At 44.4% G+C, this 12974-nt stretch carries 14 protein-coding genes; 11 read left to right on the plus strand and 3 right to left on the minus strand.

What is annotated here, in order from left to right; all coding sequences use genetic code 11:
- The first annotated feature begins 40 nt into the window (after positions 1 to 40).
- The 3 genes from ICN20_RS05410 (at position 41) to hemL (ending at position 3052) form a co-directional block, all read left to right on the plus strand.
- Positions 41 to 1477, plus strand: a complete 1437-nt coding sequence (locus ICN20_RS05410) for a class I SAM-dependent RNA methyltransferase (RefSeq protein ID WP_216238596.1) — start codon at positions 41 to 43, stop codon at positions 1475 to 1477.
- Positions 1478 to 1558: 81 nt separating this feature from the next.
- The gene (locus ICN20_RS05415) at positions 1559 to 1729 is read left to right on the plus strand and encodes a rubredoxin (RefSeq protein WP_071464595.1); all 171 of its coding nucleotides are present in this window, start codon (positions 1559 to 1561) and stop codon (positions 1727 to 1729) included.
- 21 nt (positions 1730 to 1750) lie between these two features.
- Positions 1751 to 3052, plus strand: a complete 1302-nt coding sequence (gene hemL / locus ICN20_RS05420; protein ID WP_216238597.1) for a glutamate-1-semialdehyde 2,1-aminomutase — start codon at positions 1751 to 1753, stop codon at positions 3050 to 3052.
- Positions 3053 to 3086: 34 nt separating this feature from the next.
- Here the strand turns inward: hemL and ICN20_RS05425 are convergent, their stop codons facing one another.
- The gene (locus ICN20_RS05425; RefSeq protein ID WP_216238598.1) at positions 3087 to 3926 is read right to left on the minus strand and encodes a symmetrical bis(5'-nucleosyl)-tetraphosphatase; all 840 of its coding nucleotides are present in this window, start codon (positions 3924 to 3926) and stop codon (positions 3087 to 3089) included.
- A 58-nt stretch (positions 3927 to 3984) separates the two neighbouring features.
- Positions 3985 to 5457, minus strand: coding sequence for a deoxyribodipyrimidine photo-lyase (locus tag ICN20_RS05430; RefSeq protein WP_216238599.1), 1473 nt, complete (start codon positions 5455 to 5457; stop codon positions 3985 to 3987).
- A 214-nt stretch (positions 5458 to 5671) separates the two neighbouring features.
- On the opposite strand from ICN20_RS05430, the gene ICN20_RS05435 reads away from it, so the two are divergent.
- From ICN20_RS05435 to ICN20_RS05470, 8 genes are all read left to right on the plus strand, one after another.
- Positions 5672 to 6343: a YdcF family protein gene (locus ICN20_RS05435; protein WP_255534657.1), complete on the plus strand. Its 672-nt coding sequence runs from the start codon at positions 5672 to 5674 to the stop codon at positions 6341 to 6343.
- A gap of 126 nt (positions 6344 to 6469) precedes the next feature.
- The gene (locus ICN20_RS05440; protein ID WP_255534736.1) at positions 6470 to 7009 is read left to right on the plus strand and encodes a YqgE/AlgH family protein; all 540 of its coding nucleotides are present in this window, start codon (positions 6470 to 6472) and stop codon (positions 7007 to 7009) included.
- The gene (gene ruvX, locus ICN20_RS05445; protein ID WP_216238609.1) at positions 7002 to 7415 is read left to right on the plus strand and encodes a Holliday junction resolvase RuvX; all 414 of its coding nucleotides are present in this window, start codon (positions 7002 to 7004) and stop codon (positions 7413 to 7415) included. Before ICN20_RS05440 ends, ruvX begins: the two co-directional genes overlap by 8 nt.
- 44 nt (positions 7416 to 7459) lie before the next feature.
- A complete protein-coding gene (pyrR, locus tag ICN20_RS05450) occupies positions 7460 to 7960 on the plus strand; it encodes a bifunctional pyr operon transcriptional regulator/uracil phosphoribosyltransferase PyrR (protein WP_216238610.1) in 501 nt (166 codons plus the stop codon).
- A complete protein-coding gene (locus tag ICN20_RS05455; RefSeq protein ID WP_216238612.1) occupies positions 7960 to 8919 on the plus strand; it encodes an aspartate carbamoyltransferase catalytic subunit in 960 nt (319 codons plus the stop codon). The genes pyrR and ICN20_RS05455 overlap by 1 nt, the downstream gene beginning before the upstream one ends.
- 10 nt (positions 8920 to 8929) lie before the next feature.
- Positions 8930 to 10261 carry a hypothetical protein gene (locus ICN20_RS05460; protein ID WP_216238614.1) on the plus strand — a complete coding sequence of 444 codons (1332 nt, stop codon included), beginning with the start codon at positions 8930 to 8932 and terminating at the stop codon, positions 10259 to 10261.
- Between the two features lie 8 nt (positions 10262 to 10269).
- Entirely contained in the window at positions 10270 to 11169 is a 900-nt protein-coding gene (locus tag ICN20_RS05465) for a DUF6492 family protein (protein ID WP_216860189.1), read from the plus strand.
- Positions 11169 to 12083: a glycosyltransferase family 2 protein gene (locus tag ICN20_RS05470; protein WP_216238615.1), complete on the plus strand. Its 915-nt coding sequence runs from the start codon at positions 11169 to 11171 to the stop codon at positions 12081 to 12083. The genes ICN20_RS05465 and ICN20_RS05470 overlap by 1 nt, the downstream gene beginning before the upstream one ends.
- 6 nt (positions 12084 to 12089) lie before the next feature.
- On the opposite strand, the gene ICN20_RS05475 is transcribed toward ICN20_RS05470, so the two are convergent.
- On the minus strand, positions 12090 to 12974 hold the full coding sequence (locus ICN20_RS05475; RefSeq protein ID WP_216238616.1) for an alpha-1,2-fucosyltransferase: 885 nt from the start codon (positions 12972 to 12974) through the stop codon (positions 12090 to 12092).

Genomic DNA, 12974 nt, shown 5'->3' on the forward strand with positions numbered 1-12974 from the left:
CTTTATTTTCTAATTCCCCCATTTATAGACTGTTAGCCCCATGAGATTTTTTGTTGTTTGCCCAGGTGGCTTAGAAGTGCCGCTTGCCCAGGAGCTGGCGGAGATTGCTGGACGCCCAGAATGTAAGGCCTTAGGGGCGTGGGTGATTGATCCAACGCCTACCAGCCCTACTGGTGGCGTCGGTCTTGCTGCGCCCCTTTCGGCTACCATGGCACTGAACCTGCATTCCCGTATTGCGAGTCGGGTGCTGTTACAAATGGCGCAAGCACCATACAGGCAAGAGGACGATTTATATAAATTGGCTAGTGGCTTGGCTTGGGAAGAATGGTTTACTTCCAAGCAAACCTTACGCGTCGATGTGACAGCACACCGCTCCCCATTGAAGAGTTTAAATTTTGCAACGCTCAAAATAAAAGATGCCATCGTTGATCGTTTGCGCGATGTCACTGGCGATCGCCCCAGTATCGACACAGCCTTTCCGGATGTTCGTGTTCAGGCGCATTTGACGGCAACTCAAGTTACCATTTATTTAGATACTTCAGGCGAAGCATTATTTAAGCGTGGCTGGCGTGATGAAAAAGGGGATGCACCCCTAAAAGAAAATTTAGCAGCAGGCATTCTGTCGATTACCAGCTGGAAGCCAGGTCAGACCTTATTTGATCCTATGTGCGGTAGTGGCACTTTCTTAATTGAAGCTGCACAGATGGCGTTAGCCATTCCTCCTGGGGCAATTCGTGCTGGGATGTATGGTGATGATGCCAAGCCAAGCCGATTGGCTTATCGCCCTTTAATTACCTCTGCCCATGGTTTTGGATTCCAGCGACTCAAGCCATTTAATGACTCTGCAGAGCAAAAGCGCTGGGTAGACTTGAAAGAAGCCGCTCTTGCTTTGATGTTGGAAAAGCGTAAGCAGCATCCTAGTGTCGATTCCTTAAAAATTTCTGGTGGCGACATTAATGAGAAATTGGTATCGATGTTTAAGGGCAATTGGCAAAGAGCGCAATTGCCAGATCAGCCTGTAGTTCGTCAGGTTGATGCTTTGGCAGCGAAAGCACCGGGTAATTTGAGCGAGGGTGTGATGCTCTTAAATCCGCCTTATGGCGAGCGTCTAGTGATTAAAGGTGGACGTGGTCAGGATCGCACCTCTAATCAAGAAGAGAGTTATGACGATGAGCCCGATAATCGTTTTGAGTTGAACTTAGAAACTGGGCGTCAAAGCGCTAAGCGTTCTAGTCGTGAGTCATTGAAGAAGCTTCAAGCTCAAGAAGAGCAGGATCCGAAGTTTGTCGAGTTCTTACGTCAGTTTGGACAACACCTCAAAGAGGATTTTGGTGGGTGGAATATCTTTGTGTTGACTGCAGATATGGCGCTTCCAGGCCAACTGCGCATTAAAGAATCCAAACGCACACCTTTATTCAATGGCCCATTAGAGTGTCGTTTATTCAAGTTTGAGATGCACGCTAAGCGACCAGCTTAAAGCAAGTAAAAACCTTAAAATAAATGAACAAGCTTAGTGCAGCTAAATTCAAGTAGCTAAAAATATTCGGAGATTAAAGTAATGGAATTTAAAACGTATATGTGTCTAATCTGTGGCTGGGTTTATGACGAAGCTGCTGGTTTGCCTGACGAAGGTATTGCACCAGGAACCCTCTGGAAAGATGTTCCTATGAATTGGACATGTCCAGAATGCGGTGCTCGTAAGGAAGATTTTGAAATGATGGCGATTTAATTTATTGAATTTGAAAAAATAATGGCAAAAGTAGATCAAAACGAAGCGCTGTTTGAGCGCGCACAAAAGACTATCCCTGGGGGAGTCAACTCTCCAGTGAGGGCTTTCCGTCAGGTGGGTGGTGTCCCTCGTTTTGTTTCTAAAGCAAAAGGCCCTTATTTTTGGGATGCAAATGATCAACGCTATATTGATTTAATTATGTCTTGGGGCCCCATGATTGTGGGCCATGCAAATCCTGAGGTAGTAGCTGCAGTTCAAAAAGCAGCTGAAACCAGTTTTAGTTACGGCGCACCTACCGAGGGTGAAATTGAATTGGCTGAGCGTATCTGTGCCTTGATGCCAAGCGTTGAGCAGGTCCGCATGGTGTCTAGCGGTACTGAGGCGACGATGAGTGCCTTGCGTCTAGCTCGCGGCTATACCGGTCGTGATTTGATTATCAAGTTTGAGGGCTGCTATCACGGACATGCTGACAGCTTATTGGTAAAGGCCGGATCAGGCTTGCTTACCTTTGCGGACTCTACGCAAAATGCACCTTCTTCTGGTGGTGTTCCACAAGATTTGGTGAAACATACCTTGGTGTTGCCTTACAACGATGTAGCAGCCATTGAAGAAGTCTTTAAAAAGCAGGGCGATCAAATTGCTGCAGTCATCATCGAGCCTATTGCTGGCAATATGAACTTGATTAAACCTTCAAAAGAGTTTTTGGGGGCCATTCGTAGTCTGACCAGCAAGCATGGCGCTGTATTAATTTATGACGAAGTGATGACTGGCTTTAGAGTGGCCTTAGGTGGCGCCCAGTTTTTGCAAGGCATTACCCCTGACCTCACTTGTTTGGGCAAGGTTATGGGTGGCGGTATGCCAATGGCTGCCTTTGGAGGCAAGAAAGAAATCATGTCTAAGCTTGCCCCACTGGGTAATGTGTACCAGGCAGGCACTCTCTCTGGTAATCCGGTAGCTGTGGCTGCAGGCCTAAAAACTTTAGAGATTATTTCTCGCGAAGGTTTTTATGAATGCTTAACTGGTCAGACTGAAAAGTTGATGGCTGGCTTAAAGCAGGCTGCAGATAAAGCCAATGTACCTTTTTCTGTAGACAGTGTTGGCGGCATGTTTGGTTTTTACTTTACCAATCAAGTTCCTGCTTCATTTGAAGCGGTGACTAAATCCAATATTGATGCGTTTAAGAAATTCTTTCATCTCATGTTAGATGAGGGCATTTATTTGGCGCCTTCAGCGTATGAAGCAGGCTTTACATCCATTGCACATGACAATGAAGTGGTCGATGCTATCGTTGCTGCTGCTGAGAATTCATTCAAAAAACTCTAAGCTTTAAGAGTCAGTTTTTAATTTCTAGAAGAAATTACATTCGGAGTGGGTGGTCATAGCCACTCACCTGAATAATCTCTAATTTCTTGCTGTCTTTATTGGAGTCTGAGATTTCTAGGGCAGTAAGTTTTCCACCCCATACGCAGCCAGTGTCTAAGCCAATCACGTTGTGTTGGCGTAATAGCCCCAAGGTAGACCAGTGGCCAAAATAAGTAAGGACATCCTGGGTTTTTCTGTTTGGAACGGTGAACCAGGGAATATAGCCCTTGGGACCTTGTTCTAAACCTTCTTTGCTCTCAAATTCCATTTGACCTGCGGGTGTGCAGAAACGCATTCTGGTTAATGCATTGGTGATGACACGAAGACGTTCATAACCCTTAAGTGACTTGCTCCATTTATTTGGAGTGTTGCCATACATATTGGCCAGAAAGTCTTTGTACGATTTACTGCGTAAGGTTTTTTCGACCTCGTGAGCGCATTCAATAGTTTGCTGTAAGTCCCATTGCGGTAGTACGCCTGCGTGAACGGTAAGAACATTTCCATTGCTGAGTGCCATGGGTCGATTCCGAATCCAATGAATCAATTCTTTTCTATCGGGCGCTGACAGAATGGGTTGAATCGTGTCTAAGCCTTTAGGGCTGCGCAAACCAGCATCAATGGCTAAAAGGTGCAGATCATGGTTGCCCAGTATGCATTCGGCACGACCAGATTCTTGTAGGGTCTTGAGTTGGCGCAATGCGCCAAGAGAGTCTGGGCCGCGATTAACTAAATCTCCCAAAAAAATCATTTTTGATTTAGCTGGGAGTTTTTTAACTAAGGCTTTTAATGACGGTGCGCAGCCTTGGACATCACCTACGGCATAGATCTTGCTCATGCCCTATCTTAAATCGGAACTACAAATAGGGCTCTATTAAGTTCGAGGAGGCGATAGATTAGGCAACCTTTTTGACTACGCTATAGCGCACCAGGGTATTTTTTCGGGCTTCATCATGATCTACGACTGGTAGCGGGTAGTCTCGCCCAATGACTATGCCAGCAGCCTCTAATTCAATATGACCGGCCTGCCATGGGGCATGAATGGATTTCTTGGAGAGCTTTTCTAGCTGAGGCAGGTAGCGTTTAATGAACTTGCCCTCAGAATCAAACTTCTCTGATTGAGTAATGGGATTAAAGATGCGGAAGTAGGGCTGTGCATCGCATCCCGATGAGGAAGCCCACTGCCATCCGCCATTATTGGATGACAGTTCAAAGTCATTGAGATGTTCGGCAAAATAGGCTTCGCCCCAACGCCAATCAATGCCCAGATCTTTTGTCAGAAAACTTGCAACCACCATACGTAAACGATTATGCATGTAGCCACTTTGGTTGAGTTGATGCATTGCTGCGTCAACTAGTGGATAACCAGTCTTACCTTCACACCAGGCGGCAAATAATTTTTTGGCCTTAGCTCCAGATTCCCAGATGATATTGTCATAGTCTGGTTTAAAAGATGCGCCCGATGCAAGGCGGGGATGATTGGCAAGAATCATGAAATAGAAATCACGCCAGATCAGTTCACTTAACCAAATAGTTGCACCCATGCTGCCGGCCAGCATACGTCGATGCGCTTCACGTACCAAGCCTCTGATCGATAGCATCCCAAAACGTAAGTGGGTGGATAGGTAACTTACGCCTTTGATTGCAGGGAAGTCTCTGCCAACTTGGTATTGATCAATGCGGGGTAGGAAGTCTTCCAAGAAAGCCTGACCACCCTCTGAGCCTGGTGGCAGATAGGCTTCAATGCCAGTAGCACAAAAACCCATGGACTCTAAAGAAGGAAATGGCTCATTTAACTTTTTGGGAACAGCTGCTAGTTGACCCGGCTTTGGATTGCACTCATAAGCAGCCAAATCTTTTTCTTGGAGAGTCTTTAGCCAATTATTTTTATAAGGCGTAAAGATTGAGAAGACGGTATTGGAGTTGGTGAGAATTTCTTTTTTCTCAAAGATCACCTGATCTTTAAAAGTCTCGAATCCAATATCTTGCTTCTCTAGTTTGGTCTTAACTATTTCATCACGTTCGATTGCTGAAGGTTCGTAGTCGTGATTTACAAAGACAGTGTCGACACCGAGTTCTTTGGCAATCTCAGGAATACACTCAGTCGGCTTGCCAAAGCGAACAATGAGTCCTCCGCTTTGTTTACGTAATTGATCATCAATTTGCTTTAACCCCTGCCATATGAAATCCACGCGGCGATCGTGCTTAAGTCCTTTGGGATCTAATTCACCCTTAAGCAGGGGTTTGAGGATGTCCGTATCAAAGATAAAAGCGAGCCAAACCTTCTCACTTTCCTTAAGGGCGTGGTGAAGGGCGGCATTGTCATATAGACGAAGATCTCGGCGGAGCCAAACTAGAGCTTTTTGCATAGCCCCTATATTAGGGCTTATTTAGCTTCAATGCAGGCGCCTAGGCTTGTCAGTCAGGTTAAGATCGTAGGGAATTATGGATACGATCTTTTTTATTTTGTCGAAGGTAGTGCAATTTTTAATTGAACCACTCAATTGGGTACTACTCTTCACCCTATTGGCTTTGGTATTTTTATCGCTGCGAAAACCTCATCTTTGTAAGCGATTTTTAGTATTGGCCTTGATAGATCTTGTGCTGGTGGGTTGGCTACCTGCATCAGAAGTTTTTTTGAGGGCGCTGGAAGACGCCGTCCCAAAAACTGAAATTTCAAAAGTGGCAACTAGCGACCTTGGTGGCATCATCATTTTGGGCGGCGCTATTGAGGATGGTGAGATTGCGATTGATCGCGGAGAGGTTTCGATTTACTCATCTGCCGAAAGGGTGACCAAGGCCTTTGAGTTGATCAGGAAGAATCCAGGGCTACCTTATATCTTCAGCGGGTCATCGGGTCGTATTATCCCCAAAGGTATGTCCGAATCTGAAGCATTTAAACGGCTTGTTCAAGAGCAGGGTTTAAATGAAGAGCAAGCACACTACGAAAATCAATCCCGTAACACCTATGAGAATGCCTTGTATCTAAAGCCGATGATCATTGATTTTGGGCTTAAAACTGAATCTACTGAACAGAAGCCCTGGCTTTTAATTACTTCAGCCAGTCACATGCTTCGTTCGGAGAAGGTTTTTCAAAAACAAGGCATTAAAGTGATCCCCGTGCCAGTTGATTATCAAACAGCGCACCGCTTGCAGTGGACTTCTTTTGACCTAACCGATGGAGCTCACAACTGGAACACCTTGGTTCATGAAATAGTTGGCCTTTTTGCTTATTGGATTACCGGAAAAATCTAGATATTCTGTAAAATAGACCCTATGACTTCTGCTAAAAAAGCACCCCCTGCTTCAGAACGAGCTTCTGTGTCAGAGTCATCAATTTCCTTTTCCGCAGACCATCTTGCCAATCAGTTTTTAATCGCCATGCCAGGCATGGTTGACCCCAACTTTGCTGGTTCCGTCATTTATCTCTTTGAGCATACTGAGAGAGGTGCAATGGGCTTGGTAGTGAATCGACCCACTGAGGTTGATTTAAAAACCCTCTTTGACAAGATTGAATTGAAATTGGAGATTGCTCCATTATTAAATCAGCCCGTATATTTTGGTGGACCAGTTCAGATTGAGCGCGGCTTTGTTTTGCATGCCTCTGATTCGCTGAGTCCCTATAGCTCTTCTCTTGTCATACCAGGTGGTCTGACAATGACCACTTCAAAGGATGTTCTTGAGGCCGTAGCTGCAGGCAAAGGGCCGCAACATTTTTTAATGACTTTGGGTTATGCAGGTTGGAGTGCTGGTCAGCTTGAGGAGGAAATCACTCTCAATGGTTGGATGAATGTTCCACTAGCACGCGAGCAAATGATTGAGATTATTTTTAATACCCCATCGAGTCAGCGTTACGAGAGGGTGGTGGGTCACCTAGGATTTAATTTATCGGATTTATCTGGTGAGGCTGGGCATGCCTAAGGCATTGACCATATTGTCTTTTGACTATGGAACTCGCAGAGTAGGTGTAGCGGTTGGAAACTCGATATCTAAGTCGGGTCAAGCTTTAAAGACGATTGCTGTGTCAAGTAGCGACGCTCTTTTTCAGGAGATTGAGTCCTTATTAAAGGAGTGGCAGCCAGACCAATTGGTAGTTGGAAAACCAACCCATCCAGATGGCACGCCCCATGAGATGACGTCTAAAGCAACTCGCTTTGGCAACCAGCTACATGGACGCTTTCATTTACCGGTTGTTTGGGTAGATGAGCGCTATACCTCAGCTGTTTTAGAGGGGGATCCAGAGATGTACGACAATCTAGATGCCCATTCCGCTGTTTTGATTTTGGAGCAGTTTTTTGCAGAGCAAAGCGCGAAGTCTTTAAATTAAAAATAGTTACCAAAATAGAATTGATATAAGCACCGGACCAAAGAATGAACGCTGAACAGTTATACGGAAAATTACTAGAGAATCTGCGCAAGAGAAAACAAGAGGGCGCTTTTGAGCTTGCAGGTCTGGCTATGGGAGGCGCTTGGATTGCTGAGCGTTTGGCTCACGATTTAGGGCTTCCACACTTTGGCGTAATTAATGTGGCCTTTCATCGGGATGATTATGCAGAAAAGGGTATGACAGCTCTACGGACTGCCAGTACGATGACTACCCATTTGCCGTTTGATGTAAACGGCGCCAATGTGATTTTGATTGACGATGTTTTGTTAACCGGTAGAACTGTCCGTGCAGCATTGAATGAGCTATTTGATTTTGGCAGGCCAGCACAGGTGGAGTTGATGGTTTTGGCTGATCGCGGAAATCGCGAGCTGCCAGTTGCCGCTAATTTTGTGGGCGAACAGATAGAAGTTCCAGAGAATCAAATTCTGGTTTTAGAGAAAGATACCGCTGGCAAGTTCAGCTTTCAGATAGAGGAGCGTGAATAATGAGTCAGCTAGTCAATCAATTTAATTCCGCTGGCGAGTTAACACATCTTCTAACGCTTGAAGGTTTGCCTAAAGAGCAGATTCTCCATATTTTGGATACTGCGCAGCAGTTTGTGAGCGTGACTGATCCTGCACGTGAAGTAAAAAAAGTGCCACTGCTCAGGGGTAAAAGTGTCTTCAACCTCTTTTTTGAAAACTCCACTCGAACCAGAACAACTTTTGAGATTGCTGCAAAACGTTTATCTGCGGATGTGATTAATTTAGATATTTCCACATCATCTACCGCTAAGGGCGAGAGCCTCCTCGATACGATTGATAACTTAGTGGCAATGCAGGCAGACATATTTGTTGTGCGACATGGTGTTTCTAAAGCCCCTATTGAGATTGCAAACCACGTACCAGCGCATGTACACGTTGTGAATGCTGGTGATGGTAGCCATCAGCATCCAACCCAAGGTTTGTTGGATATGTATACGATGCGCCACTTTAAGCAAAATTTCAAAGGCCTAAAGGTTGCAATTGTGGGTGACATTGTGCACAGCCGTGTAGCCAAATCTAATATTCATGCGCTGACCACATTAGGCTGCGAAGATATACGTGCCATTGGTCCAGAAAGTTTGCTTCCAAGTAATTTAGATATGCTGGGTGTGAAGGTATTCCATAGCATGGAAGAGGGTCTAAAAGATGTTGATGTCGTGATGACATTGCGTATCCAAAAGGAGCGCATGGAAGCTGGGCAAGTGCCTGAAGGCGATGCATTCTTTAAGCAATATGGTTTAACGCCTACACGTTTAGCCTTAGCGAAGTCTGATGCGATTGTCATGCACCCTGGTCCCATGAATCGTGGTGTGGAGATTGATTCAATTGTGGCTGATGGTCCGCAATCTGTCATTCTGAATCAAGTCACCTTTGGAATCGCCGTGCGCATGGCTGTGATGTCTATAGTTGCTGGTAACTAAGATCATCAGCATGCAGTCTAAAAAACGCTGGTTGATTCTGTCGCATGGCTTCAATATGGATGGCCGTGCCTCAAGTCAAACGATTACCGACAAGATGCCTTATTTTCTTGAAGCAGGTATTGAGCCGACTGTCTTTAGCGCTATCACCGGAATTAAAGATCGACGATTTCCTCATCGCCAATTCCTAGCTTGGGGCCCAGCAGCATTCCGGTTTGATTTTCGTCATTGGATTGCAAACCAATATGGCAGAGGACTCTTTTATAAGGTTTCAACCGGCATCGTTTCTTTGCTGCTTGCCCCCTTGATTGCCTTGGAAAAGTTTTTTCTTGGCTACTCTAGTCAATGGTCATGGGCGATGCCTGCATTTACGCATGGGTACAAATTAATCCGCGATGGCAAGATCGATTTGGTGTATTCCACTGGTGGGGCATGGTCTGCCCATTTAGCGGGGCTTTGGCTTAAGAAGGTCACAGGAGTTAAATGGATTGTTGAAATCCACGACCCATTAGTTATTCGCAAAAGTGCCGTTGATATAGGGCTTGAAAGGCCTAAAAATCGAGATGCGGGCTTTCGTCATTATTTAGAAAAGCAAATTATTAAGCATGCAGATTTTGCCTGGTGGTTTACTGATGGAGCTTTGCATTATGCGAAGACTCGTAATACAAACCTCAATACAGCAGGAAATGCACAAGGCTTTAGGGTGTTACCTGGTGCTGAGCCCCCTGGCGGACTGATTGCTGCTAAATCTCATCTCTATACCAATACTTTAAATTTATCCCATTCGGGTTCATTGGCAAAAGATCGTTCGCTTTCTACAATCTTGAATGCACTACATTCGTTGTTTAAAAAATATCCCCAAGCACGAGAAAAGATTCGCGTTCATGCATATGGCGCCCCCTTAGATGAGCTAACGATTCATGCCATCAAGCATTATGGCTATCAAGATGTATTAATAGCGCATGGGAGGCTGGAAAAGGATCCTGTTACAGGAAAATCAGGGCGCGAACGAGTAGTTGAGAAAATGCAAGAGGCAGACGTTTTGATTTTGTTACATGGAAATGATGAGTGGTGCGCGGAATATATCCCTTCAAAGTTTTATGAATATCTTTGGACTGGTCGTCCAATATGGGGTATCACTCATCGTAATCCGCAGCTAGATGAAATGTTGTCAGAACGAGGCGCTTACCTGAGCCAAGAGGGTGATAGTGCCGGCATTGATATGGCTATTGAAAGAATTTGGTTGGACTGGAATGAGCGTAAGCTGATTGACCCTCAATGGCATCCTTTGGGGGTTGATCAAGCTGTTGCACAGATTCTGTCTAAAATTGAAGATAAACAATAGGTAGCCCATTGAAAGACTTTGTTCTCTACTGCAAGTCCTATCGCAACGACTTATTGCGCTTAAAAAGATTGCTGACTTCGATTCAGGAATTTAATTTAGATCGAATACCGTTTTATATATCGACACCAAAATCTGACCACACTGCTTTGACTGAAATTCTTGGTGCAGATGGTTATATATGGGTGGCCGATGAAGATATCGTGGCTTCAAATCCAAGAGCCTCAATGCAAAAGTATGAGGCTATGCCGGGTGGTTTATCACAGGCAATTGTTAAGTCTGAATTTTGGAGGCTTGGATTAGCGCAAAACTACTTAAGTTTGGACTCTGATTGTGTCTTTATTAGACCATTTCAAAAATCAGATTTTGTTTCTGAGGGCGGTGTGCCCTACACAGTGCTCCATCAAAATAAAGAATATTTTCAGTTGGCAAATAACCGAGGTCAAACCAAGGTAGTTGAAAACTTACGATCTGAGGCAAGAAGAGTGCAATCATTGTTTGGTAGGTCGGGCCCTGAATTTTATTGCGCACCCGCACCTTTTATTTGGTCCGCCAATGTTTGGGAGTCCCTCGATCGCGAGTACCTGCAGCCCAAGGGAATAACACTATGGGATATGGTGACTCCAGAGTATCCAGAAACCCTGATTTATGGCGAGACTCTATTGAAGTATCGCGCCATTCCATTGATTGCAATTGAGCCATTATTTAGGGTTTATCACTATGACTGGCAGTATTTTTTAATGCGACGCCTAGGTGAGACTGAAGCCAAAGCTGCAAAACATTACTTAGGCATTATTTATCAGTCCGCTTGGGAGGCTGAGTTAAATTTTGGGTTGTCACAAAAATCACTGCCCTCACGTTTATTCAAGCGTGTTAAGCGATTTGGCCGTTATTTGCAAAGCTTTATCTAATGAATCAGCCAGTCGTTAGCGTTTTAATGCCAGCATTTAATGCTGAGCAGTACATTGCTCAGGCGGTAGAAAGCATTTTGCAACAGAGCTTCTCTAATTTTGAATTAATTATTTTGAATGACGGCTCTACCGATAGAACCTCCCAAATTATTGGTGGGTTTAATGATCATCGTATTCGCGTAATTAATTTGGCTGAAAATCAAGGCTTGGTAAATGCACGTAACCGCTTAGTAGAGGGTGCCAAGGGAAGGTATATTGCTTTTCTTGATGCAGATGATATCGCCATGCCTAGTCGACTTGAGGAGCAAGTTAATTATTTGGATGGGGACGAGGCTGATCTTTGTGGGTCTGCTTATTACTCCCTGTATGAGGGTTTGGGAAGGACCAAATCCTCTAAAGAGCGCTATACGGACGCTGACATTAGAGCCTTGATTACTATTTCAAGCCCACTCTGTAATCCAACCGTGATGGGGAAGGCTGAGATATTTAAAAAATTTCCCTATCGCGTAGGGAAAGACTATGCTGAAGATTATTCTCTTTGGGTTGAGTTGGCTTTAGCAGGATATCGATTCGCCAACTTGAAAGCAAAACTCATTACCTACCGCATCCATGTCAAGCAAACTAGTCAGGTTCAGAACGCTGAAACGAATGCCATTTTTTCAAAGAGTCGAGAAGAATATTTATTGGGCCTTGGGATTTTGTCTAAGCTGAGTCCAAGACCCATGGGTTTTTCTGATCGGCTAAAAATTGCACTACCGTTTCTGATGCAGCTGAATCAGAAAATTAAGGGTATTTCTGTAGCGGCAAATTATGAAATCTATGCTCGCTTTCAATATCGAGGTAATGGCCTGTTAACACCATTTACTAGGTTGGAACGCTTGCTAGTATCTGCGCTGGCTTCATTTAGAGCCTAGTCACCCTTAAATTCTCTGCCAAGAGCTGGGTAATAAATCAGACCAATTAACGCTGGTATCAGTCGTCCACTGGCTTGGGCAGATCACAGAACCATTTGGATTCTTGCTTAACCAGGCAGCCCACCAACTTAATGAACTATTGGCAATCAGATGATGTTGGCAATAAGTCATGAGCTCAAGCTCTTGAATAACAGCATCACCGCTACTTGTAGATTCTATGAATTTGCATTTATCTTGATAAGGCAGATTTTCTTTAGCCCATTGAAGATCATCTGAGAATACAAAGAATTGGGTATCAGGATTTTTTTCTATAATAAATTGCATCCCATTTTGGTAATAATCTAGGCCAATAAACCCGTGTACCTTGGCCGCACTTGTTAAATTGACATAGTCACCTCGGCGGACATGCACCATAGCGGATTTACTAGTTTTGATCTGCTCTAAATAGTTTTGATAATGCTTATCGAGAGGATTTTTTGGGCTAATTTCTGTTTGTAGGATTGACTTGATTGACTCAAAATATTTATAGGATTGCCAATACCCCATCAGATATAAATTTTGTCGCTTAAATGCGGGTGCTTTACCGAGTCGAGAGTCAAATCGAAAAGGCGTTTGCTCTACAAAAATAAACGGATCAATTGGCCAAAATTTTTGGGCTAGGCGATAGAGCTTTTTTGGTCGTTTAATCGTCATCCCATAGGAAATGAACGAACCCTTAACATTCATTAAGGGCAACAAAAATGCTCGCGGTGTGACATCTTCGTAGGCCTTACTAAACCAACTTTGATCCAAAAGTAATGGACTTTGCTGTTTGTGGGATAGGGCTCTGGCAGCGGCATATTGAAATAGCTGGTTGCCAAGACCGCCCTGTAGCTGTGCAATGATATTCAT

The organism is Polynucleobacter sp. JS-Polo-80-F4, assembly GCF_018881965.1.
Taxonomy (GTDB): Bacteria; Pseudomonadota; Gammaproteobacteria; order Burkholderiales; family Burkholderiaceae; genus Polynucleobacter.